This is a genomic window from Rhizobium sp. R693 (assembly GCF_002211315.1).
In the GTDB taxonomy this organism is placed as follows: domain Bacteria; phylum Pseudomonadota; class Alphaproteobacteria; order Rhizobiales; family Rhizobiaceae; genus Rhizobium.
In genome coordinates, this window is sequence record NZ_LOKY01000002.1 from 167,247 (window position 1) to 190,836 (window position 23,590).

Here is a 23,590-nt window from a genome sequence, read left to right on the forward strand (position 1 = left end):
TCTAGCCAGCCACCCGCGCACAGAACGCGTCGAGCGCTGCGAGCTTGATCGGGCCGCTTCCGGTTGTCGCAGCGAAGCCCGGCATCGCCAATCGTTCTCCGATCACCATTCCCGCCGGCGGAATGAATTGTGCGGGCTTGCGCGTCAGATTGAAGACAAAGAGTAGCGTCTCACTGCCCTTGGCACGCGTAAAGGCGAGAAGGTCCTGATTGGTCCCGATGAACTCCATCGCGCCGTCAAGCAATGCCGGGTGGCTCTTGCGGAATCCGAGCGTCCGCCGGTAATGGTTCAGCACAGAATGCTGATCGCTCTCCTGCGTGTCGACGGAAAGCGCCGCCTGCTCGTAGGGCACCGGCAACCAGGATTTTTCGGCGGTCGTAAAGCCGGCATGTGCCTTAGCTGCTTCCCAGGGCATCGGCGTGCGGCATCCGTCGCGCCCCTTGAAGGCCGGCCAGAAGCGGATGCCATAGGGATCGCGCAGATCCTCGAAGGCAAGCTCGGCTTCGGGAAGGCCGAGTTCCTCGCCCTGATAGAGGCAGATCGATCCACGCAGCATGGCCAGCACCGACATGGCGAGCTTGGCGATCAGAGGCCGCTCCGCTTCCGTTTTGGCAAAGCGGCTCACATGACGGTTGACGTCGTGGTTCGAGAAAGCCCAGCAGACCCATCCATCGGCGACCGACTTCTGGAAGGCATCGACGCAGCCGCGGATATGAGCAGCGGTAAAGTCCGGTCCGAGCAGATCGAACGTGTAGCACATGTTCAGCTTGTCGCCGCCACCCGTATAGGCGGCCACCGTCTTCAGCGAGCGGGCACCGTCGCCCACCTCGCCAACCGTCGCGCGCGCCTCATAGCGGTCGAGCAGCGCCCGGAACCGTTGGAGGAAGCCGATATTTTCCGGCTGCGTCTTGTCATAGAGGTGGTTCTGCATGCCGTAGGGGTTCGTATCCGGTGCATCGAGGCCGGCATCGCTCTCGTCGGGCGCATGCGGAGGGTTGTCGCGAAGCAGCTTGTCACAGAAGTAATAGTTCACCGTATCGAGGCGGAACCCGTCTACGCCGCGATCGAGCCAGAACTTCACGGTGGCAAGCACGGCGTCCTGGACCTCCGCACTGTGGAAATTGAGATCCGGCTGCGAGCTCAGGAAGTTATGCTGGTAATATTGCCGGCGCACGCCGTCCCACTCCCATCCAGGCCCGCCGAAGATCGAGAGCCAGTTGTTGGGTGCCGTCCCATCCGGTTTCGGATCCGCCCAAACATACCAGTCTGACTTGGGATTGGTCCGGCTCGAGCGGCTTTCGACAAACCAGGGATGAACATCAGCCGTATGCGAGATCACTTGGTCGATGACAATTTTGATGCCGAGCCCGTGGGCCGTCGCCATCATCTCATCGAAGTCATCAAGCGTGCCGAAGATCGGATCGACGTCGCAATAGTCCGAAACGTCGTAGCCCATGTCGGCCATCGGCGACTTGAAGAACGGCGACAGCCAGATCGCATCGACGCCGAGGCTGGCGATATAGGGCAATCTCCGCGTGATGCCCTTCAAATCCCCGAGGCCATCTCCGTTCGTATCCTGAAAGGAACGTGGGTAGACCTGATAGATAACTGCACCCCGCCACCAGTGCGCCGTCTTGCCTGCAACCGACATCAGCCAATCATCTCCCGCATCATTCAATGATGCCAAGACTAAAGCGGGCGCGACAAAAAACAACCTTCAGCCGAGATCCGTCGAACATCCCAGCTTCCGCAATTTGTGCTTTATCTTTTCACGGTGCTTGATGTCCTTGCTCGGCAGCTTGCCGCCCACGGTGTTACGCTCCTGCATGGCAAGTGTCCGACAATCCATCTTTCGCCCCTTGCCTCCGCCTCCGTGTGCGTAAGCGGGAGCAGTTGAATGGGATAGCGCCGCGACAAGCGAAATGGCGATCAGAGAAACTGGGATCTTCTGCATGGCTCTCCCCATAGCCGCATGATCGCTATTATGGGCCCCGCCGACGAGGTCAACAATCCGGCCCAAAGCCGCAGTCCCATGCCACTCGCGGCTTGTCAGGAAGCTGCCCTGCGCGTATCAGCGAAGCGGGAAAATTCAGGGAGGCTTTCTGTGAGCGGGCGTTTTCTATCGATCGGTGAGTGCATGGTGGAGCTTTCACAGGCGGGTGCCGGCTTGCTGCGCAAGGGCTTTGCCGGCGATACGCTGAACACCGCCTGGTATGCCCGCGCCTGCCTGCCTGCAGGGTGGTCGGTGGACTATTTTACCGCGCTCGGCGACGAAGCCATGTCCGATGAGATGATTGCCTTCTTCAACCAGGCTGGCATCGGCACCGAATTTATCAGGCGCATCAAGGGCAAGGCGCCCGGTCTCTACATGATCAGCCTCAAGGAAGGCGAACGTTCCTTCAGCTACTGGCGCGACAACTCCGCCGCTCGCCTACTGGCTGCCGACGCGGAGCTTCTGCGCGAGGCGATTGAGGCCTGCGATGTCATCTATTTCTCCGGCATCACGCTTGCGATCCTGTCGCGCAATGACGCCGATACGCTGCTCGCTGAAGTGCGCCGCGCCAAGGCAGCCGGCAAGATTGTTGCCTTCGACCCCAACATCCGACCACGGCTCTGGTCGGGTTATGACGTGATGCATGCGACGATCAGCGAAGGCGCCCGCGCCTCCTCCCTGGTGCTTCCGAGTTTTGATGACGAGGCCACGCACTTCGGCGACGTTTCGATAGAGGCGACGATCCAGCGGTACCGCACACTTGGGGCCACCGACGTGCTCGTCAAGAACGGCGCAGAAGGCGCTACGCTGAGTTTTGACGGCGTGGAGAGCTTCGTCCCGGCTGAAAAGGTCAAGCAGGTCGTCGACACGACCAGTGCCGGCGACAGTTTCAACGGAGCATTTCTCGCCCGCTACCTTGAAACGAAAGACGCCCCGGCGGCAGCGGCATTTGCCGCAAAGGTCGCTGCACGTGTGGTCAGCGAACATGGCGCCCTGGTTGCATGGGAAAAGCTCGGCATCAAGAAAGCTTGAGCAACACCGAACGATCGGCGTAACGAGACTGTAATAATTCCATCATCGACTGCCGCCAGAATGTGAGGCGCGGGAATCGAGTCTCCGGGTCTGCTCGGAATTGGGCCGGCGCCCCCGCGGGCGCGGCATGGATGGAATTGGGGCGTGCTACAACATATGTCGGATGTTGGAGGCAACGAAGGCCGGGATGCATCTCGGCTAGATGTGGCGGAACGGCTGGTTATTGTCAGCGATGCCTGGCATCCGCAGGTCAACGGTGTCGTCCGTTCGATCGAGAACACCAATCGCGAACTGGCGAAGATGGGCATTGAGGTGGCAATGGTGACGCCGCAGGGCTTCCACAGCATCCCTTGCCCCACCTACCCCGAAATTCGTCTCTCGATCGCCAGCTACCGCCGCGTCGCGCGCGAGATAAGGAAGCACATGCCCTCCTACGTTCATATCGCGACGGAAGGGCCTTTGGGGCTGACGGCGCGGCGCTGGTGCCTGAAGAACCGCATGCCCTTCTCCACCAGCTATCACACTCGCTTTCCGGAATACGTCTCGGCCCGCCTGCCGGTGCCAAAGAGCTGGCTGTATGCGTTCGTTCGTTGGTTCCACAACTCAGGCGCCGGTTGCATGGTCGCAACCCCGAGCCTTGCGCGCGAACTCTCCGAAAAGGGCATCCGAAATCTCATGCCGTGGAGCCGCGGTATCGACGCCGATCATTTTCGTCCAATGCCTCTGGAAGATGCGCCATTCGGCCTTTCTCGCCCGATCTTCATGACAGTCGGCCGCGTTGCCCTGGAAAAGAACCTGCCGGCCTTTCTGGATCTCGACCTGCCCGGATCGAAAGTCGTCGTGGGTGACGGACCGGCGCGCGCCGAGCTCGAGAAGCGCTACCCGGATGTGCATTTCACCGGCCTGAAGGTCGGCGAGGAACTGGCGAGGGCCTATGCCCAGGCGGATGTCTTCGTCTTCCCATCACTGACGGATACGTTCGGCAATACAATTCTGGAGGCGCTCGCCTCGGGTGTTCCTGTCGCCGCCTACCCTGTCACCGGTCCGCTCGATATTATCGGCGAGGATACCGACGTCGGCGCGCTCGACGATGATCTGAGGACGGCTTGCATGGCGGCGCTGTCTGCCTCGCGCGAAAAGGCCCGTGAACTCGCGCTGCAATATTCATGGGAAGCGGCAACGACGCAGTTCATAAACAACATTCGCGCCGCCAACGGCGTCATTACGCCAAAGTGGAAAAAGGCGTGGCAATTTGCTGCCAAGTCGCTGCCGAGAACAAAAAAGCCCGGCGACGCCGCCGGGCCTATCTCATCGGGAGCCTGATCCGCTATTTCTTCAGTGCCTCACGCAGCGTCTGATTGGCGACAGAGATTGCACGGCGCGTTGCTGGCGTCTCGGTGATGGCGTTCAGAAGCACGAAGTCGTGGATCGTGCCGTTGTACCGGATCGAGGTCACCTTCACGCCGGCCTGCGTCAGCTTGCGGCCATAGGCCTCGCCTTCGTCGCGCAGCACGTCGTTTTCATCCGTGATGATCAAGGCAGGCGGCAGGCCGTTCAGTTGATCGAGCGAGGCCTGAAGCGGTGAAGCAGTCGGTTCCTTGCGCTTGGCTTCATCCGGCAGATAGGCGTTCCAGAACCACTTCATCGCCTCCTTCGTCAGCCAGGGACCGTTGGCGAATTCGTTGTAGGAGCCCGTTTCGAAGTTTGCATCAGTCACGGGATAAAAGAGGACCTGCTGGTCGATTGCCGGACCGCCACGCTCCTTGGCAAGCAGGGTGACCGCAGCCGTCATGTTGCCGCCAACGCTATCGCCGGCCACCGCCAGACGGCTCGCATCGACATTGAATTCCTTCTGATGTTCGCCGACGTATTTCGTAGCGGCGTAGGCCTGCTCGATCGCGATCGGGTAACGTGCTTCCGGCGAACGCTCATAATCGACGAAGACAACGGCGGCGTTGGCGCCATTGGCGATCTCGCGGACGAGACGGTCATGCGTGTCGGCGTCGCCGAGAACCCAACCGCCGCCGTGGAAGTACATTACGACCGGCAGTTTGCCCTTCGCGCCTGCCGGACGGACGATACGCAACTTGATGCTGCCGGTCGGGCCGGCCTTGATTGTCACATTCTCTTCCTTCGCTGCGACTTTCTTGAAGTCGCCTTTCTGGGCGCCGGCAAGGACTCCACGGGCATCGGATGGAGACAGCGTATAGATCGGCTTGGCGCCAGCGAGCGCGTCGATAAACTTCTGGGTGGTCGGTTCCAGCACCGGATCGGCAGCGGCGCCGAAGGTCGCGGCTGCCAGAATGGTTGCTGCGGAGACTGCGGTCTTGATGGTCGACATCATCTTGTCCTTTCGGTTGCGGTTCGTTTTTATTTATCGCACGATAATTTATCGCACGATTTAAATTTCGGCAACTCAGTCATGCGAAAAAGATCATTGCGATTATTTATCGCGCGATATATTGTTGTGCGATTTGGGAGGTCCCGACATGAGCGACGATCTGAATCTCGACGATTTCATCTGTTTCGCGCTCTACACCGCGAACCACGCGATGAACCGCGTCTACAAGCCTATGCTGGACGCCTTGAACCTGACCTACCCGCAATACCTGGTCATGGTTACGCTCTGGAAGGAGGATGGCCAAACGGTCGGTGCCATTGGCGAGAAGCTGCTTCTGGAATCGAGCACGCTCACCCCTCTCCTCAAACGCCTGGAAGCGACAGGCTACATCAAGCGCGAACGTGGTACGGACGACGAACGTGTCGTTATTATCCGTTTGACCGATGAAGGCCGGAAACTTAGAGCGCGCGCAGCTTCCATTCCCGGCTGCATCGTCAATGCGTCAGGCCAGAAATTCGCTGAACTGAAGCGGCTGAGGGCGCAAGTCGTCGCGCTGCGCGACGCGTTGGAGAGCAGCGCAGCCTGAGCGGCCTGCCCTCAGGTCCGCTTCTTCTTCGACTCGTACGGATTGTCGGGCGAACGATAGTGAATGCGGATCGGCACGCTCGGCATATCGAAATCGTTGCGCAGGCCGTTGATCAAATAGCGGGTGTACGACTCCGGCAGCGCGTCCGAGCGCGTGCAGGAGATCATGAAGGCCGGCGGGCGAGCCTTCACCTGCGTCATATACTTGAGCTTGATACGACGGCCGGAAACTGCCGGTGGCGGATGCTGAACCTGCTGCTGCTCCAGCCAGCGATTGAGCCGCGCGGTCGAAATGCGCTTGTTCCAGACCTTGTCCGTATCGATGATCGACTGCATCAGCTTGTCGAGCCCGCGGCCGGTCTGGCCGGAGATCGGCACGGCGCGGATGCCACGCGCCTGCGGCAGCAACCGGTCGGTCTTTTCGCGCAGATCCGCAAGAACCGCCTGCGGCTCCTCGATCATGTCCCACTTGTTGAACGCGAGCACGGCAGCTCGCCCTTCGCGCAGGACGAGATCGACGATGTGCAGGTCCTGCTTCTCGAACGGAATCGTCGCATCGAAGACGATGACGACGAGCTCGGCGAAGCGGATAGCGCGCAGCGCATCGGCGACGGAGAGCTTTTCCAGCTTTTCGATCACCTTCGCCTTGCGGCGCATACCTGCCGTATCGAACATCTTGATGGTGCGACCACGCCAGTCCCATTCCACGGAGATGGAGTCGCGCGTGATGCCGGCTTCCGGTCCGGTCAGCAACCGGTCTTCACCGAGGAAGCGGTTGATCAGCGTCGACTTGCCGGCATTCGGACGGCCGACGATCGCCACGCGCAGCGGCTTGGTGTCGTCATATAGAGGTTCGTCCTCTTCCTCGCCGTCCTCATCGGTCGGCTGAGGGATATCGACGTCGGTGACGGCGACATCTTCCTTCGGCGGGAACGCGCGATCTTCGCCGAGCGCGGCAATAATAGCGTCTCGCAGGTCGAGCATCCCCTGCCCGTGTTCGGCCGAGATTGGCGTCGGCTCCCCAAGGCCGAGCGAATAGGCATCATAGAAACCGGCGTCCGATCCGCGCGCTTCCGACTTGTTGGCCACGAGAACCACCGGTTTGCCTCGACGGCGCAGCATTTCAGCAAGCGCCGTGTCAACAGGCGTCAGACCGGTCTTGGCATCGACGACAAACAGAGAAAGGTCGGCTTCGTCGATCGCCGCTTCGGTCTGCGCACGCATGCGGCCCTGCAGGCTCTCTTCATGGGCCTCTTCAAGACCGGCGGTATCAACGATGGTGAACCGCAGGTCGACCAGCCGTGCCTCGCCCGGGCGACGGTCGCGCGTGACACCCGGCGTATCGTCGACAAGCGCCAGCTTCTTCCCAACCAGGCGGTTGAAAAGCGTCGACTTGCCGACATTCGGGCGACCGACAATGGCGACCGTAAAGCTCATTGAAATTCCTTACTTTCAGCCCTGTGCGGCGGGCGCCTTGCCGGATGCGGTGATGTTATCAAGCATCATCTGGGCACGATTGGCAACATTGCGCGGGCTCTGCGCATCGTCGGCGATCGCCTGGAACCACTGGCGCGCCTGGCTCATATTGCCGGCCTTATAGGCGGCAAGGCCGAGCGCTTCGCGGGCGGAGTGGCGGAAGGCGTTGCCGGGAACAGCCATTTCCTCCACCTGTGCGGAAACCTGATCGTACGAGCCGCTCTCGATCAGCAACCAGCCGGCGCGCATCTTGGCGGCATCGCGCACGGCTGCCGGTGCGGCGTTGTCCTTGCCGATCACGTCGAAGGCGGCAACGGCACCTGCCGTATCACCCTTCTGGGCCAGCACGCTGGCCGCGCGCAGCCGCGCCAGGATCGGATAGGATCCGTGGCCTTCCTTTTCCAGCGTCTCGAGCGCTGCCAGCGCCTCGTCGTGCTTGTTCTCATCGGCAAGCTTCATCGCGGCGATGAACTTGTCGCCCGTGCCGGAGGACTGGTTATCGTCCCAATATTCATAGACCTTGTAGCCGATGGTACCGAGCACGATCAGGACAGCGAGCGCAATCAGGTAGCGACCAAACCGACGCCATGCGCCTTTCACCTGGTCGGAACGCAGTTCCTCATTGACTTCACGAATGAAGCTGTCGTCGTTGAATGCCATTCTCGTCTCCGGGCGCGGATATGCTTCGGCATGCGGATTGCACGCACATTGTGGGGCCTTCTACCCCATTTTTCAGCAGTTGTAAGGGGGATTGGAAAGATTCGTCACATAACGATCGGAGCCACCCCGATCAACAGCTCATGCAGCTTGAATGTGATAAGTGCCCAGGCCACGACGCCGATGATCACGGCATAGAGGTCATACTTCCCCGAGACGAAGGGCCGTAGGGTAAGCCCGCCTGCCCGTTCGCGGCGCTTTAGCGCAATGCGCAGGATGACGCCCCATGCGAGGAAGGCACCGAACAGGAGCACCGAAGAGGTCTCGCCGTTGGCCAAGAGATGCGCGAAAGCCCAGATCTTCACCGACAACACCATCGGATGCTTCGTCTTGACTGCAATATGCCCCGCCGGCAGCAGCGAGGCGACCAGACAGATCAAGGCGAGCAGCATCAGGGTCAGCGTGATATGCGCCATCCAGACCGGTGGAGTGTAGAGAACGCCGGTCACCTGTCGGGCCTGACCGAAGCCATAGATGAGCAAGATCAGCGAGAGAATGCTGACAACCGAATAGACGCCCTTCCAACCGTTCTCGCCAAGACTGTCGATCATGGACTGGCGAAAACCGGGCGCAATGACACGGATCAGATGAAGCCCTAGGAAAATGATGATACCGACGACGAGCAATGCCATGGCGATCTCCTGTGCGTTTTCTGAGACTTAGCCGCAGCGGCACAAAAACGCTAGCGTCACCGCAGCTTCGCCGCATTTCTGTAACAGGAAAACCGCAAACAAATTGTCGCGGTGTCCATGTTTCGTTCGTTTTTCAAAGCCTCCCTCGCCCTCTCTTTGCTCATTCCCAGCGCGGCCGGCGCAGTCGACCAGCCGAAACAGCTGGTTATCATCTCCTTCGACGGCGCGCACGCCAACGCGCTCTGGCAGAAGAGCCGTGAAATGGCGGCGAAGAACGGCGCGCATTTCACTTATTTCCTCTCCTGCACCTTCCTGATGAACCAGGCGGCCAAGAAGGCCTATCAGGCACCGCATGAAAAACAGGGCAAATCCAACGTCGGCTTTGCCCAGAGCGACGACGAGATCCGCGAGAGGCTCGGCAATATCTGGCACGCCCACCTCGAGGGCCACGACATATCGAGCCATGCTTGCGGCCATTTCGATGGTCGCCAATGGAGCGAAGCCGACTGGTCGAAGGAATTCGCGACATTCCGCGCCACACTGAAACGCGCCTGGAAGAGCGTCGATCTCGAAGAGCCGAAGGGCTGGCAGGACCTGGTCGATCACGGCATCCACGGCTTCCGCGCCCCCTACCTCTCGGCGACGCCGGGCGCAGACATGATAGCGGCGGAGAAAAAGGCCGGCTTCACCTATGACGCAAGCCTCGTGACCAAGGGACCCGCCATACCGCTTGAGGAGGCCGGCGTCGTCCGCTTCGGCCTGCCGCTGATCCCCGAAGGCCCGCGCGAGAAGCCTATCATCGGCATGGACTACAACCTTTTCGTTCGCCATTCTAACGGCGAGGAGGACAAGGCCGATTCGAAGGCATTTGAAGAGCGTTCGTATGCGGCCTTCAAGGAGGCGTTCGACAAGCAGTACACGGGCAGCCGTATTCCGCTGCAGCTCGGCTTCCACTTCGTCGAGATGAACGGTGGCGCCTACTGGCGCGCGCTCGACCGGCTGGTGAGCGATGTCTGTCACCGCGCGGACGTCGCCTGCGTCAGCTATTCCGAAGCGATCCCGATGATCGAGGCGCGCGGCAAGCTGCAGGAGCAAACGCAAACCTCAGGGCTATAGGGAAGCACTACCGTCACGTATGCTTTTGCCGGGTATGAGAACAGCCGCACGTGAGATTGAACGCGCGGGCTCTCAATCGGGCACATGCTCCATGATGATTTGCGTGTGCAGCATCGGCGCCGCCTCGGCTCCGAAATAGGTTTCGAGCAGCGGCAGAAAATCCTCCGACAGATAGAACTCCGTCAACGCCCGATCGGCCAGCAGGCGGAAATCGGCGTCGTCGCGTGGTAGCGCGATCGCATAGGGTTCATGCGTAAAGAGCCGGTCGCCGATCTCGAGTGAGGACGGATCGTGCGCCCGCTTGGCGAGGCTGATCAGCAGCGCCTGATCAGCGATATAGGCATCGATCTTGTGATCCTCCAGCGCCTTAAGACCGTCCTGGTGCGTTTCGAAATCGGCAAGTTTCGTCTTCGACACCTGGGTTGCCAATGCCTCGCGCAGCGTTGTGCCTGTTGTCGTGCTTGCGTGCACGCCGATTACGCGTGTGGATGCGACATGCTCGCTAACGGCACGAACAGCGGGCTTTTCGACAAAAAGAGTCTGCAGATAATTCGGTGAATCCTTGCGCAGCAGCGCGGTCGCCCCCGTAAGGAAGATTGGTTGTGAAAAGTCGACGATCTCCCGCCTCTTCAAATTGACGGTGATCGCACCGCAAAGCAGATCGACCTGTCCATTTTTCACTCCATCGAAGCCGTTCGCGAGCGTCATTTCAATGTATTCGCGCTTCAATTGCGGAAACTGATGCTCTATTTCATCGGCAATCTTGCCGCACAGGTCGATGGCATATCCCGTCGGAGCGGCGCCCGGCTTGTTCGAGGAGAAGGGCGCCTCGTCAGCGATATAGCCGATGCGCAGGATACTGCGCTGGGTTATCAAGTCGAGCGTCGCAGCGCCTGCCGCGAAAGCAGAAAGGCAAAGGGCAAGGCTCGCCAGCAGAAACCGTCTCATGCACTCTGCGATAGGCATGATCCTCATCTCCGAAAAACGAGTACAACCTCAAAGGCGTACTCGCAGATTATGGGCCGCCCGCCATTTGTCAACCGAGGCAGCCGTCGGCGCAAAAGCGGCACGAACGGCATGACGGCATTTGCGACCCATTCCGGTTTCCTGCAGCCGACGGGATTAGCCGTCGGCGTGGATGATGCCCGCCTCGCGCTCCAGATAGCGCTGGTCGATATCTGGCAACGGCTCGCCCCCGATCGCGGATTCGAAGGTGCGCAGGCGCTTGTAGATCGACAGCAGCTCGACGATCGTCGTCCACGAGTTGACCAGATACTGGAAGGAGCCGCGCACCTGATCGAACACGTTGTTGATCTGCGTCATCAGGCCAAGCGTCAGCTTGCCGGCGACAATCGACGGCACGAGCACGATGAGGCTGAACAGGTTGTCGGCCTGCAGATAGAAGATGCGGGCGACGTTGAAGTACATGTAGTGGAAATAGAGCCGGAAATAGTTGCGGCGCACGTTGGCAAAAAGCTCGGCCACCGTTGGCGGCGTCGCGCGGTCCGCGTGGTCTTCGCCGTAGACGAGTTCCTTGCGGTACGAGGCCTCGACACGCTGGTTACGGAACTCGAGGCCCGGCAGCTTGATACCGACCAAACCGAGGAAAACCGTTCCGAAAATCGACCAGAACAGTGCCGCCCAGACGAGCGCATGCGGCACCTCGCCGATCAGCGGCAATTCCGTGATGTTGGCGCCGATCTTGAACAGCACCGGCAGGAAGGCGATCAGCGTCATGACCGAGCTGACAAGGCTGACTCCAAGGCTTTCCACCGTCGAAGAGAAGCGCATCGTGTCTTCCTGAACACGCTGCGAAGCACCTTCGATATGGCGAAGCTTCGGCCAGTACGACATGTAGTATTCGTTCATCGCCGTGCGCCAGCGGAAGATCCAGTGGCTGACGAAGAAAAGGTTGAGCACGCCGACGGTGATTGCCACGAAGGCGATGCCGGCAAAGCCCAACATGCCGAGATAGAGCTGCGCCGCGGTGACTGGTGCCGTCTTCGCGAGCGCTTGCTGGATCAAGTCATAGAAAGGCCCATACCAGGCGTTGATGGCAACGCTCACCTGAACCGAGAAATAGGTATTGAAGATGATCAGGGCGGAACCCAGCACCGACCATAGCTGCCAGCGATGTGGGCTGTAGGTGAACCAGAACGCGGCGAAGAGCGCGACTGCCACAGTGTAATAGATATAGAACCAGAGGAATGGAGCCGACCAGAAGACCGAGACACCGATCGGAGCTTCCTCCCCGGGAGGCAGTGGCGCGAGGCCAATCACCGAACCGAGGCCGGAGCCCACGAAATACCAAAAGAGAACGGCCAGAAGTGCCCAAGCGACAGCTGAGATGAAGAAAAGCCTAGGCTTGGGGAAATAGGATACGAACACGGGAGAGCTTGCTTTCCTGAACTGGAGTCTTCGGAGTCTCTAAACAGACCAATTGCGGCGAAAACTACGGCAGTTCGCAAAGGGCGGCAATGGGCTCACCCTATTGTTACGCACTTGTAAGGCACTATCACAGCTTCCTGGCGACCGGTATCACCAGCATCGCGCACACCAGCAGCGCCGCGGCCGCGGCGTAAGTCGGCGTCGTGAAGCTGCCGGTTCGCTCGGCCATCCAACCCGCGACGATGGGACCGACGATCTGCCCGACCCCGAACGCCGCCGTCATCGTCGCAAGGATACGCCGCGGGCTGGCCGGCGAGAGCTTGCGGCCGATCTGTAGGCCATAGGCGGTGATCGCGAGGAAGGTCGCGCCAAACAGGGCGCCACCGATGAGCGGTGCCACCGAGCGAGGCAGGAGAACGGTCGCGAGTACCCCGACGGCCTCGATCAGCAATGCGGCCACATACACCATCCCCAATCCCAGCGGACGGACGAAGGGCTTCCAGGCGAAGAGCGCCACCGACGCCGTCAGACCGGCGATGAACCAGCAGAGAAATTCGACCGTCGGCCCGGCAGCGTCCATGCGCGCGATCGTGACCAGAAACGTGCCGGTAATCACATAGCCGAACCCGAACAGGCCATAGGACGCCACGACGAGCAGCATTGGGACGCTCCAGGCGATCCGCGGTTCCTTGCCAGTCTGCGCCGCGGCAGCCGGCCCTGCCGGAAGCAACCACCAGACCGCTATCAGGCTGGCGGCCGAATATAGGGCGCCGCCGATCCAGGATGCCCGCCAAGCGTCTGCGCTTCCATCAAAGAGCAGCCCGACCAGCAAAACCATGACGGACGAGAGCGCGATGCCAGCGCCCGGGCCACCGAAATGCGCCGCTTGCACATGGTCATTACCGGCCAAGGCCCCGTGGCTGAGCACAATCTGCGAACTGAAAACGAGAGCAAAGGCGCTCGCAACACCCGCCAGGAAACGGATGATGGCAAAGACCGGAACGGATGTTGTCATGGCCATGGCCGCAAGAAGCAACGCCGTCGCCGCCAGTGCAAGAAGCGCCACCTTGCGCTCCCATCCGGTTGCCCAGCCATAGGCGGCGAGAACCGCGCCGACGAGATAGCCGACGAAATTCGCAGAGGCGATGAAGCCTGCATCGGCGGCCGATAGCGGCACGCCGCTAATCATGCTCGGCAGGATTGGGGTGTAAGAAAAGCGGCCAAAACCCATGGCAGCTGCCATGGCGATCGCGCCTGCAAGTCCGGTCCTGAACAGGTTCTCGGGGAGAGTTTCATTGCGTGCCAACATGCAGTGCTTATCGCCCTGCAGCATGGCGGCGACAATCAAGAATTTCTGATCGATTGATCAATCGCACGAAATCATGCCGACGCCCCTTGAAAGCGATTATCTTACGATATATGTTTTACGACATAGTGAAAGATACATCAAAGGAGTGACCTATGAGAGGTTTTAGAGGTGGAATGATGGGCGGCGGCGGTTTTCGCATGGGGCGGAAATTTGCGTCGGGCGACCTGCAACTGGTGATCCTGGCCCTACTGGTGGAGCAACCCCGCCATGGCTACGAGCTCATCAAGCTCTTGGAAGAGCGCTCGGGCGGCTTCTATGTTCCAAGCCCCGGCGTAATCTATCCGGCGCTAACCTACCTGGAAGAGACCGGCCTTGCCGACGTCGAGAGCGAAGGTACCAAGAAGCTCTACCGCATCACGGAGAGCGGTCGCAGGCTTGTCGAAGACAACCAGTCGATGATCGACATGACGCTCGGAAAACTGGAAAAGATCGGCGCGAAGATGGCGCATGTCCGCAGGATCTTCGACCCTGAAAGCCGCAATGGCGACCGGGACGAGGACGGCTTCCCGGAAGACAAGAGCGAGGTCGCAACTGCACGCATGCTGCTGAAATCCGCACTTCGGTTGCGCTATCCCTGGTCGAAAGACGAGGCCAAGCGCATCGCCGGTATTCTCGAGCGCGCGGCCGGTGAAATTCTTGCCGGCGGACGTTCGGGCGAGTGACGGCTCAGGCGCTGCCTTCCGGCAGCGTCATGATCAGCGGACCATTTCGTGTTGCGACGATCGTGTGCTCGAATTGCACGGTCGGAGCCTGCGGGTCCGAGTAGAGCGTCCAGGCATCGTCGCCCCCCTCCGCCCATGTTGCACCAAGCGAAAGGAACGGCTCGACAGTGAAGACAAGGCCCTCCGTTATCATCCGCTTCTCGGATGGATCCGGCCAGGTCGAGAGTTCGGCCGGTTCCTCGTGCAGCGAGCGGCCGATCCCGTGGCTCGCCAGATTGGCGACGAGAGTATAGCGGTTCTTCAAGGCGAAGGCGCCGACCGCCTGCCCGATCTTGGCGAGCGGCTCGCCCGATTTCACCTGGTTGAGACCAACCCAAAGCGCCCTTTTGCCATCGCGGCAGAGCTTTTCGATCTTTGACTTGTGAGGTGGAACACTGAACGATGCGCCCGTGTCGGAAAAGAAGCCGTCCTTCTCCGCGGATACGTCGATATTGACCAGATCCCCCGGGCGAATGATGCGCTGTCCCGGAATGCCGTGGGCGATTTCCTCGTTGACGCTGATGCAGGTCGCACCGGGAAACTGGTAGCAAAGTTCGGGCGCGGAACGCGCGCCGGCATCTTCCAGCACCTTGCGACCGATCTGATCGAGCTCCAGTGTCGTGATGCCGGGCTCAAGCGATGCGCTCATCACCTGCAAGGCATTGGCGCAAATTCGGCCGATTTCCTTCAGCTTGAGGAGTTCGTCTTCGCTTTCAATGATCATGAATGTCTACCCGGCCTTCTTCGGCCGGTCGGCCGGCTCTCGATCAGGATGAGAGCACGACGGCGTTCGGAATCCAATTCATCCTTTCGGCATCATGCTCTAGCTTCAGGCGGTGGCTTTCGCCTCTTCGCTGCTTTCAGTCAATGCCTTTCTGACGATTGGCGCGACTTTCGTGCCATACAACTCGATGCCGCGCATGATCTGGTCGTGGGGCATCAGGCCGATCGCCATCTGCAGCAAAAAGCGGTCGTTCTTGAACAGCCGATGATGCGCGATCATCTTCTCGGCCACCAGTTCCGGCTCACCTACGAAGAGCGCACCGTTCGGTCCGCGCGACATATCGAAATGTGCCCGGTTGGTTGGCCCCCAGCCACGCTCGCGGCCAATCCGGTTCATTACCTCGGCCTGCGGGCCGTAGAACTGATCGGCCGCGGCATCCGTGGTATCTGCGATGAAGCCGTGCACGTTGATGCTGGTCTTCAGCTTCGATCCCTCCTGTCCGGCCCGGCGCGCTGCTTCGCGGTAGAGATCGAACAGCGGTGCGAAGCGTCGCGGCTCGCCGCCGATGATCGCCAGTGCTACCGGCAAGCCCATGGCACCGGCGCGGGCAACCGATTGCGGCGTGCCGCCGACAGCGATCCACAAGGGCAATGGGTCCTGCAACGGACGGGGATAAACGCCACGCCCATTGATCGGCGCACGCAGTTCGCCCGACCAGGTGACAGTTTCCTGATCGCGGAGCGCCATCAGCAAATCGAGCTTTTCCTCGAAAAGCTGATCGTAATCCTCCAGATTGTAGCCGAAGAGAGGAAAGGATTCGATGAACGAGCCCCGTCCCGCCATGATTTCTGCACGTCCGTTGGAAAGCAGGTCCAGTGTCGCGAACTGCTGGAAGACCCGAACCGGATCGTCGGAACTCAAGACCGTCACGGCGCTGGTTAGCCGGATGTTCTTGGTTTTCACGGCAGCGGCAGCCAGCGCAACGGCGGGAGCGGAAGCCGCATAGTCCGGCCTGTGATGCTCACCCAACCCGAAGACATCCAGCCCGACTTGATCGGCGAGTTCGATTTCCTCGAGCAGATGCTTCAGTCGCTCTGCCCCCTCCTCACCCTTGCTTCGGTTTGGATTCGGGTTCACGTCGGCAAAGGTGTAGAGGCCTAGTTCCATGGCTCGCATCCCGTTGAATCTACAGATGGAGATAAGGACGGAGCGACCTCAGCGCAAATACAAACTCTGGAACCGATCGTTCGAGAATATTGATAGGTAGTCCGCCGCGACTTGGGATCGCGGCGGAATTCTGATTCTGAAATCAACGACTTCAAAGCTTGAATGGAATCATTTTCCGAACGGCTTCGTATCTCAGATAAAGGCCGCCCCAGGCAATCAGCCCGAGATAGACTCCGAACAGCAAATGCGCGAAGATCGGGCTCCCAACGCGCAGATGCGTTGCGATCGCGCCACCGAGCAGACCTGTGAGCAGAATTGCCCCGAGCACCGACGTCCGCGGGATTGCATAGAGCAGCGCGCACAACAGCGTCACAATGCCGAGACCGCGAGCAAGCATCGGATCGCCCGAGTAGCCGAGCGCGGTCATCGTATCCGTGACCGGCGCGATCGGCACCAGCTTGATGGCCCCGTCGAAAACGAGGAAGGCCACGATCAACCCGCTCATGACAGTGCCGGTGACGGTTTGCCAGCGCGGAAGCCGGGCACTTGAATCAACAATTGCGGACATACCTCTATCCCCCTATTTCAATTCCGATTTCAGATCCTGGGAAGTAGTTCGGCGAGCTGATCGGCGCATTTGCCCCACCCCTCGTGGAAGCCCATCTGCTCGTGCTGCTCCTTGTCGGCGGCCGTCCAGTGGCGGGCCTTGGCGGTGTATTTCGTTCGGCCGTTGCCGAGGTCTTCGAGCAGGATGATGCCGACGAAGAACGGCTTTTCAGACGGCACCCAGGAACTGGTGAAGGCGTCGGTAAAGACGATTTTCTCGTTTTCGACGATCTCCAGATAAACGCCGCGGTTCGGAAATTCCTGGCCCTCGGGGCTGCGCATGACAATAAGGTTCGAGCCGCCCGGACGTACGTCGAGCTTGGCGTCCGCGATGCTCCAGGGACGCGGAACGAACCACTCCTTCATCAGCACGGGATCCGTCCAGGCCTTAAAAATCTTCTCGCGCGGGGCGTCGAATTCGCGGACGAGAACCAGTTCGTGTTGAGCTTCCTCGGTCATTTCAGCATTCTCCTGTTGAACGAAACCTGTTTTCGATCAGGTTGTTACAAGGACGTGGGAGCTTTTCCGGTTCCGACAACCGGATAGGATCTTTTTGAAGATTATTTCGCGACCGGCTGCGCATCCCCATGGGCGAGGCTGTCGATCTGCTGGCGGATATGCGCGGCTTCCGCTGCCGAGTGAGCAAGCGCGATGGCGCGATCGAAGGCCTCATGCGCCTCATGGGCGCGGCCGAGTTGCTTCAGCAGGCCGCCACGCAGACCGTGATAATAGAAATAGCCGTCGAGCTTCTCGCCGAGCGTTTCGACGAGCGCCAGCGCCACTTCCGGTCCTTTGAGCTTGGAGACGGCGACGGCGCGGTTGAGCGTAATGACGGGTGACGGCTGAACACGCTCCAGCGTCCGATAAAGCAGCTCGATCTCTTCCCAATCGGTATCTGCGGCGCGCTTGGCGCGGGAATGCAGTGCCGCGATGGCGGCCTGCAGCTGGTAAGGCCCCGGCTGGCGATGGCGGATCGCCTTGTCGAGCAACGCCAGCGCCTCATTTATCAGCTCGCGGTTCCAAAGCGAGCGATCCTGATCCTCGAGCAGCACGATATCGTTTTCGCCGTTGAAACGGGCCTGGCGCCGCGAAATCTGCAGGAGCATCAGCGCGAGCAGCCCCATTAGCTCGGGCTCGCCGGGAAAAATGCGCAGTAGAAGCCGCGCAAGCCGGATCGCCTCGTCGCTGAACGCACAGGCCTCGTGCTTCGGATCGGCCTGGCTGTAGCCCTCGTTGAAGATGAGATAGATCATCGTACTGACGATCGAGAGCCGCTCGGCACGTTCCTGCGCATCCGGCGTTTCGAAGGGCACACCTGCCTTGGCAACCCGTGCCTTGGCCCGTGTAATCCGCTGTTCCATGGCGCTTTCGCCGACGAGGAAGGCACGAGCGATCTGCTGCACCGTAAGACCCGAGACAATGCGCAGCGCCAACGCGATCTGCTGCGTCGCGGGCAGATCCGGATGGCAGCAGATGAAGAGCAACCGCAGGATATCGTCGCGATAGTTGGAATCGTCCAGCCGTTCGGCGATATCGCTTTCGGCATCGCCGGTATCGGAGATCAGTTCCTCCTCCGGAAGCGCCTGCGTCTTTGAACGCTTGCGCACGGCGTCGATGCCGCTGTTGCGGCCGACGAAGATCAGCCATGCCGTCGGATCGCGCGGCGGCCCCTTGTCCGGCCAAGTGCGGATAGCGCGCAGGCAGGCCTCTTGAAAGGCCTCCTCCGCGATGTCGAGATCGCGGAAGTATCTGAGCAGCGCGCCAAGCGCCTTCGGTCGGGCCGAAGCAAGTGTCACGTCGATCCAGGCAATGTCTGTCATGTCGCAGAAGCTCCCGGCCGGAACACGTAGAACGGCCGAATTTCATAAGAGGTGGAACCAGGATTGACGGTGGAAAGCTCCTTGGAGAAGGCGACGGCCTCCTCCAGAGTATCGAAATCAACCACGTAGAAACCGAGAAGCGCTTCCTTCGTTTCCGCGAAGGGACCGTCAAGAACGAGCGGTTCTTCCTTGCCTTTACGCACGGTCGTCGCCGCCGTCGTTGGCATCAGCCGGCCGACAGGGCCAAGCTTGCCGCGTTCTGCCAAGGGTGCCTGGACAGCGTAGAGCTTCGCCATCACGGCGTCCTCCTCCTCCTTGGTCCAGGAGAATACGGTCTCTTCATTGGCGTAACAAAGGATTGCATAAAGCATGTCTTACTCCTCTTCCCGAATGACGAAGGAGTAGCGCGACATCCGACAGGACGCAGCAAAAAATTGTAGCATGCGGAAGGAGATGCTGAGTGTCCCCAGGAGCAGCAAGAATGGCGAACGCGATATGAGACCAAGCAGACGGCGCGTACGCCGCTACCCTCTCAGATGAAGACCACCAGCCTGAGAAGCGTTACGCTACCTCAGTTCCCATCCGTTTGGACCGAGCCGACGGCAACGGCTTCCTGCACCGCCAACTCAGCCATAGCCAATGCGGCCTCGCGGGTCTTGGCTGCCGCAACGAAGCCGCCGTTGTGGCAGAACGTTGCGCCTTCCACGCCGCAAACAGCCTCCAGATCGTGATTGGTCAGGCCGGCCCAGGCAGCCGGCAGATCCGCTCGAAGCTCAAACCCCTCGTCCCCACGGCGAATGCCGGTCACACACCAATCCCTTTCGCGCGGGTGAACGACAAAGAGAAGATGATCGGCGCCGGCCTTTACGATCGCAGGACGGAAAGGCATTCCAGTCGGAAGTTCGAGGACGCGCCCCGGTCCCGTACGCACGATTGCCTGCAGGACAAGCGCCTCGGCCCGCAATTTCGCAGCGCTTTGGGCGATCTTCGCCTCGACCAAACTGCGGGCGATGACCACTGCGTCCTGAAATCTGCGATCGTCGGCATCCGGATCAGTCTCGTCGAACACCGGCTTCAAGGTTTCAAGCAAGGCCGGCAACGTCAATCCGGCCAGCGGTCCCGACGGGCTGAGCGCGCCGTTATCCGTCAGATCGATCGGCAGCACAAAGGCGAGATCAAACGAGGCATGCAATGCCTCGACGTGGGTTTCGGGAACACCTGTGGCAACCAGGTAGTCGCGACCGTAGTGCTTCCATATCAGACCGAACGAGCTGTAGGGCTGCCCATCCCCACGCAGCGGCGCACCGCGCTGATGGTGGTCGAAGAGACGCACAGCGGGGTCATATCCGCCGCCGACGTCATAGATGATGCGATCGGCGCCTGGCGTGATCCACTCTGGTGCCCGGCTGCGGATCAGACGGGCCTGCGGGAAAAGCCGAGTCAGGATGACGCTCGACAGCACTTCGTCGGCATGGAAACCACCGGAATGGGTGACGAGGAAATCTGGTGTCATGCCAGGATGCGCCTTGTTGTTTGCGACGGCCGCTTGCGGTCGGCAGCACATAACCCTTGCTGGCTGCCATCTCAACCCGTCATTGGCCCAATTCCCTTTTTGGTTCGCGATCGAAAAGCGGCAACCTACACGACGGCGCCCTCGCCGGCATCCGCCGGACTTCGTGCTCTGCGGTGGTCTATATCACTTGATATATGCGCCGTGGCTAATGCCTCGTTATTCTGTTTTGATTGATGGGTTGTGGGCCCGATACCGGATATCAAGCGACAGGAGGAGGAAATGCGGTCGATTTCTCTGGTGCTGTTGATAGCGTTACCCGCTGTCGCTCATGCCAACAGCGGCTTCAGTAGGCTGATACCGGAGGTCATCCGCGACTCGCGGCACAGGCTGGTTTTTGCACAGCGAACCACGGAAGCCCGTTGGGAGGCGCTGATCGAGGCCGGCGTCGTGAAGTTGGGCGGATCCTTTCCGATCGCTGCCGACGAACAACACGTGGGAATGGTCGTCCATGCATTGCCGATCGCCGGCGAGGCCCATGACATTTTCGCCGCTGCGGACCTGCTTCTTGTGATAACGTCGGCGATCAGGGATGCTAAGGTCGATGACGGCCTCCTTGCAGGTCTGTTCGACCTGACGCCTGCCGAGGCCAGCGTCGCGCGCGAGATCGGGCTTGGTCAGAGTGTGGAAGTTGTCGCCAAGGCCCGAAACGTCTCCGTCGGCACGGTCCGCGCTCAACTCCACACGGTTTTCGAGAAGACGGGAACGAGTGGTCAGATCGATCTCGCCCGCCTCGTCGTGGGACTTGGCAAGTAAACCGGCCTGCTCGGACGTGGAGCTAGACGGCACGCTCGATCGAAACCGCCACGCCACGGCGCAGCGAATTGGCGACCATACAGAAAAGATGCCTGATCCCAACCAAGCGGGACCCGCGCGCGTCACAGGTCGGCGAGCGTACGCTTGACGGCACTACGCCACCCCTTGAGCTTTGCCACACGCGTCTTCTCATCCATCTCGGGTTCAAAACGGCGGTTGCACTTCCAGCTCTTGGCAAAGCCGACGCGATCCGGCCAGACGCCGGCCCGGCTGCCGGCAAGCCATGCGGCGCCAAGCGCCGTGGTTTCGAGGATGACCGGCCGGTCGACGGGCGCGTCGAGAATGTCGGCAAGCCGCTGCATCGTCCAGTCGGAAGCGACCATACCGCCATCGACGCGAAGAACAGTGCTCTCCACGCCGCCCTTCCAATCCTTGTGCATGGCGTCGAGCAGATCACGCGACTGGTAGCAGACAGCCTCGAGCGCGGCGCGAGCAAATTCCTTCGGGCCACTATTGCGCGTCAGCCCGAAAATCGCGCCCCGGGCATTCGCATCCCAATGCGGCGCGCCAAGGCCGGTGAAGGCCGGAACGAGATAGACCTCTTGCGTCGGATCGGCGGCGTCGGCGAGCTCGCCGGTACGCGAGGCCGTATCGATGATGCCAAGCCCGTCACGAAGCCACTGCACGGCCGCGCCCGCGATAAAGATCGACCCCTCGAGCGCATAGGTCGTCTCGCCGTTCAGCCGATAGGCGATCGTCGTCAGCAGTCGGTTCTTCGAGCGAACCATATCACTGCCGGTGTTGAGCAGCGCAAAGCAACCGGTGCCGTAGGTCGACTTCATCATACCGGGCTCGAAGCAAGCCTGCCCGATGGTCGCGGCATGCTGGTCGCCAGCAACGCCGAGGATCGGGATCTCCGCTCCGAGGATAGCCTTCTCCGTCGTACCGAAATCGTCGGCACAATCCTTCACCTCGGGTAGCATCGCCGCCGGAACCCGCAAGATATCGAGCAGATCCTTGTCCCAGGTGTTGTCGGCAATGTTGTACATCAGTGTGCGGGAGGCGTTCGTCGCATCGGTCGCGAACATCTTGCCGCCGGTCAGCCGCCAGATCAGGAAGGTATCGACCGTGCCGAAGCACAACTCACCCTTCGCGGCGCGCGCCCGCGCGCCCTTGACGTTCGCGAGCAGCCACGAAAGCTTGGTGCCGGAAAAATACGGATCGAGGAGAAGGCCGGTTTTCTTGGTGAAGGTCTTTTCGAGATCCTGCCTCTTCAGCTTGTCGCAGTAGCTAGCCGTGCGCCTGTCTTGCCAGACGATCGCGTTATGGATCGGCTTGCCGCTCTCGCGCTCCCAGACGACAACGGTCTCGCGCTGGTTGGTAATGCCGAGCGCCGCAATGTCCTTTACCTCGATCCTCGCCTCGCGGATCGCCATCTTGATGGTCGAGACAACGGAATCCCAGATTTCCTCGGGATCATGCTCGACCCAGCCGGATTGCGGGTAAATCTGGCGGAATTCCTTCTGGCCCGCACCGGCGATCTGCATCTTACCGTCGAAGACGATCGCCCGTGTCGATGTCGTCCCCTGATCGATTGCCAGAACATATCCGCTCATGCCTGCCCCCGCTGATCGTGATTGTCGGGAAAAATCAATAGGACAGGAGGGCAAGCGAGGAAAGCACCCAGCCCCTCTTCGACACAAGAGATTTGGCAGCAGCGCAATTGCCAGCAGCGATGCTTTGCGCATAACCTCACCTCTATTGCGTCGCAAAAAGGCTTGAGGAGAAGAGAATGGCCAGAACAGTCGTCGTAACCGGATCCACCAGCGGCATCGGGCTTGCGATTGCGACAGCCTTTGTCGGCAAGGGCGACAACATCGTCATCAACGGCTTCGGAAAGTCCGAGGAAATCAAGGCGATAATCGAGAACCTTGAATCAGTCTCGAAGGCGAAGGTGATCCATCATCCGGCGGACATGACGAAGCCGGCTGAAATCGCGGATCTGATAGAGACAGCGGCAAAGACCTTCGGCAGTGTGGATGTGCTGGTCAACAATGCCGGCATTCAGCATGTCGAGAAGATCGAAGATTTCCCGATCGAAAAGTGGGACCAGATCATAGCCATCAACCTCTCCAGTTCGTTTCATACGATGCGGGCGGCGATTCCGCTGATGAAGGCGAAGAAGCAGGGCCGCATCATCAACATAGCCTCCGCGCACGGCCTGGTCGCGTCGCCGTTCAAATCCGCCTATGTCGCGGCAAAGCATGGTATATTAGGCCTGACGAAGACCGCGGCGCTCGAACTTGCCGAATTTGGCGTGACCGTGAACGCGATCTGCCCGGGCTATGTGCTGACGCCCCTCGTCGAGAAACAGATACCAGATACGGCCAAGGCACGCGGCATGACCGAGGAACAGGTCAAAACCGAGGTGATCCTCAAGGCCCAGCCGACGCATGAGTTCGTCAAGGCGGAAGAGATTGGCGCGCTGGCCCTCTACCTCGCAAGCGACGAAGCCCGGCAAGTGACCGGGACCCATATCTCGATTGACGGTGGCTGGACCGCGGCATAACCATTCAAAACAAAGATAAAACCTGGGA

The 23,590-nt window shown here is 60.3% G+C and carries 24 protein-coding genes; 7 read left to right on the forward strand and 17 right to left on the reverse strand.

Annotation, left to right across the window (positions count from 1 at the left end):
• Position 1: 1 nt before the first annotated feature.
• Both ATY79_RS03595 and ATY79_RS03600 read right to left on the reverse strand, forming a co-directional pair.
• On the reverse strand, positions 2–1,651 hold the full coding sequence (locus tag ATY79_RS03595; RefSeq protein ID WP_088695270.1) for an alpha-glucosidase: 1,650 nt from the start codon (positions 1,649–1,651) through the stop codon (positions 2–4).
• 66 nt (positions 1,652–1,717) lie between these two features.
• On the reverse strand, positions 1,718–1,954 hold the full coding sequence (locus tag ATY79_RS03600; RefSeq protein ID WP_088695269.1) for a hypothetical protein: 237 nt from the start codon (positions 1,952–1,954) through the stop codon (positions 1,718–1,720).
• A 150-nt stretch (positions 1,955–2,104) separates the two neighbouring features.
• Between ATY79_RS03600 and ATY79_RS03605 the strand changes: the two genes are divergently transcribed.
• Positions 2,105–3,025, forward strand: coding sequence for a sugar kinase (locus ATY79_RS03605; RefSeq protein WP_088695268.1), 921 nt, complete (start codon positions 2,105–2,107; stop codon positions 3,023–3,025).
• A gap of 156 nt (positions 3,026–3,181) precedes the next feature.
• Positions 3,182–4,348 (forward strand): glycosyltransferase family 1 protein, encoded by a 1,167-nt coding sequence (locus ATY79_RS03610; protein WP_088695267.1) that lies wholly within the window; start codon positions 3,182–3,184, stop codon positions 4,346–4,348.
• Positions 4,349–4,352: 4 nt separating this feature from the next.
• On the opposite strand, the gene ATY79_RS03615 is transcribed toward ATY79_RS03610, so the two are convergent.
• Positions 4,353–5,366 (reverse strand): alpha/beta hydrolase, encoded by a 1,014-nt coding sequence (locus ATY79_RS03615; RefSeq protein WP_088695409.1) that lies wholly within the window; start codon positions 5,364–5,366, stop codon positions 4,353–4,355.
• 148 nt (positions 5,367–5,514) lie between these two features.
• Between ATY79_RS03615 and ATY79_RS03620 the strand changes: the two genes are divergently transcribed.
• Positions 5,515–5,952: a MarR family transcriptional regulator gene (locus ATY79_RS03620; protein ID WP_088695266.1), complete on the forward strand. Its 438-nt coding sequence runs from the start codon at positions 5,515–5,517 to the stop codon at positions 5,950–5,952.
• 11 nt (positions 5,953–5,963) lie between these two features.
• Here ATY79_RS03620 and der read toward each other — a convergent pair whose 3' ends face one another.
• From der to ATY79_RS03635, 3 genes are all read right to left on the reverse strand, one after another.
• A complete protein-coding gene (der, locus tag ATY79_RS03625) occupies positions 5,964–7,388 on the reverse strand; it encodes a ribosome biogenesis GTPase Der (RefSeq protein ID WP_088695265.1) in 1,425 nt (474 codons plus the stop codon).
• Positions 7,389–7,403: 15 nt separating this feature from the next.
• Positions 7,404–8,087 carry a tetratricopeptide repeat protein gene (locus ATY79_RS03630; protein ID WP_088703082.1) on the reverse strand — a complete coding sequence of 228 codons (684 nt, stop codon included), beginning with the start codon at positions 8,085–8,087 and terminating at the stop codon, positions 7,404–7,406.
• Between the two features lie 104 nt (positions 8,088–8,191).
• Complete coding sequence (locus tag ATY79_RS03635) at positions 8,192–8,776, reverse strand: NnrU family protein (protein ID WP_088695263.1); 585 nt, start codon at positions 8,774–8,776, stop codon at positions 8,192–8,194.
• 117 nt (positions 8,777–8,893) lie between these two features.
• Here ATY79_RS03635 and ATY79_RS03640 point away from each other — a divergent pair, with 117 nt between their 5' ends.
• Positions 8,894–9,892, forward strand: coding sequence for a polysaccharide deacetylase (locus ATY79_RS03640; protein WP_088695262.1), 999 nt, complete (start codon positions 8,894–8,896; stop codon positions 9,890–9,892).
• A gap of 72 nt (positions 9,893–9,964) precedes the next feature.
• Here ATY79_RS03640 and ATY79_RS03645 read toward each other — a convergent pair whose 3' ends face one another.
• From ATY79_RS03645 to ATY79_RS03655, 3 genes are all read right to left on the reverse strand, one after another.
• Positions 9,965–10,858 carry an amino acid ABC transporter substrate-binding protein gene (locus ATY79_RS03645; RefSeq protein ID WP_088703083.1) on the reverse strand — a complete coding sequence of 298 codons (894 nt, stop codon included), beginning with the start codon at positions 10,856–10,858 and terminating at the stop codon, positions 9,965–9,967.
• A 156-nt stretch (positions 10,859–11,014) separates the two neighbouring features.
• A complete protein-coding gene (gene sbmA / locus ATY79_RS03650) occupies positions 11,015–12,280 on the reverse strand; it encodes a peptide antibiotic transporter SbmA (RefSeq protein WP_088695260.1) in 1,266 nt (421 codons plus the stop codon).
• Between the two features lie 127 nt (positions 12,281–12,407).
• Positions 12,408–13,613 carry a YbfB/YjiJ family MFS transporter gene (locus ATY79_RS03655; RefSeq protein ID WP_088703127.1) on the reverse strand — a complete coding sequence of 402 codons (1,206 nt, stop codon included), beginning with the start codon at positions 13,611–13,613 and terminating at the stop codon, positions 12,408–12,410.
• A gap of 128 nt (positions 13,614–13,741) precedes the next feature.
• Between ATY79_RS03655 and ATY79_RS03660 the strand changes: the two genes are divergently transcribed.
• Complete coding sequence (locus tag ATY79_RS03660) at positions 13,742–14,311, forward strand: PadR family transcriptional regulator (RefSeq protein ID WP_088695259.1); 570 nt, start codon at positions 13,742–13,744, stop codon at positions 14,309–14,311.
• A 4-nt stretch (positions 14,312–14,315) separates the two neighbouring features.
• Here the strand turns inward: ATY79_RS03660 and map are convergent, their stop codons facing one another.
• The 7 genes from map to ATY79_RS03695 all read right to left on the reverse strand — a co-directional run bounded on the left by map (position 14,316) and on the right by ATY79_RS03695 (position 20,180).
• Positions 14,316–15,074 (reverse strand): type I methionyl aminopeptidase, encoded by a 759-nt coding sequence (map, locus tag ATY79_RS03665; RefSeq protein ID WP_088703084.1) that lies wholly within the window; start codon positions 15,072–15,074, stop codon positions 14,316–14,318.
• 105 nt (positions 15,075–15,179) lie between these two features.
• Positions 15,180–16,241 carry an LLM class flavin-dependent oxidoreductase gene (locus ATY79_RS03670; RefSeq protein WP_088703085.1) on the reverse strand — a complete coding sequence of 354 codons (1,062 nt, stop codon included), beginning with the start codon at positions 16,239–16,241 and terminating at the stop codon, positions 15,180–15,182.
• 151 nt (positions 16,242–16,392) lie between these two features.
• Complete coding sequence (locus ATY79_RS03675; protein WP_088703086.1) at positions 16,393–16,809, reverse strand: DoxX family protein; 417 nt, start codon at positions 16,807–16,809, stop codon at positions 16,393–16,395.
• Between the two features lie 29 nt (positions 16,810–16,838).
• Positions 16,839–17,306, reverse strand: a complete 468-nt coding sequence (locus tag ATY79_RS03680) for an SRPBCC family protein (protein WP_088695255.1) — start codon at positions 17,304–17,306, stop codon at positions 16,839–16,841.
• 101 nt (positions 17,307–17,407) lie between these two features.
• Positions 17,408–18,667 (reverse strand): RNA polymerase sigma factor, encoded by a 1,260-nt coding sequence (locus ATY79_RS03685; RefSeq protein WP_088695254.1) that lies wholly within the window; start codon positions 18,665–18,667, stop codon positions 17,408–17,410.
• A complete protein-coding gene (locus ATY79_RS03690) occupies positions 18,664–19,038 on the reverse strand; it encodes a YciI family protein (RefSeq protein ID WP_088695253.1) in 375 nt (124 codons plus the stop codon). The genes ATY79_RS03685 and ATY79_RS03690 overlap by 4 nt, the downstream gene beginning before the upstream one ends.
• Positions 19,039–19,238: 200 nt before the next feature.
• The gene (locus ATY79_RS03695; protein ID WP_088703128.1) at positions 19,239–20,180 is read right to left on the reverse strand and encodes an MYG1 family protein; all 942 of its coding nucleotides are present in this window, start codon (positions 20,178–20,180) and stop codon (positions 19,239–19,241) included.
• Between the two features lie 279 nt (positions 20,181–20,459).
• On the opposite strand from ATY79_RS03695, the gene ATY79_RS03700 reads away from it, so the two are divergent.
• Positions 20,460–20,993: a LuxR C-terminal-related transcriptional regulator gene (locus ATY79_RS03700; protein WP_088695252.1), complete on the forward strand. Its 534-nt coding sequence runs from the start codon at positions 20,460–20,462 to the stop codon at positions 20,991–20,993.
• Positions 20,994–21,115: 122 nt separating this feature from the next.
• Here ATY79_RS03700 and glpK read toward each other — a convergent pair whose 3' ends face one another.
• Positions 21,116–22,609 (reverse strand): glycerol kinase GlpK, encoded by a 1,494-nt coding sequence (gene glpK, locus ATY79_RS03705; RefSeq protein ID WP_088703087.1) that lies wholly within the window; start codon positions 22,607–22,609, stop codon positions 21,116–21,118.
• A gap of 176 nt (positions 22,610–22,785) precedes the next feature.
• Between glpK and ATY79_RS03710 the strand changes: the two genes are divergently transcribed.
• The gene (locus tag ATY79_RS03710; RefSeq protein WP_088695250.1) at positions 22,786–23,562 is read left to right on the forward strand and encodes a 3-hydroxybutyrate dehydrogenase; all 777 of its coding nucleotides are present in this window, start codon (positions 22,786–22,788) and stop codon (positions 23,560–23,562) included.
• The last annotated feature ends 28 nt before the right edge of the window (positions 23,563–23,590 follow it).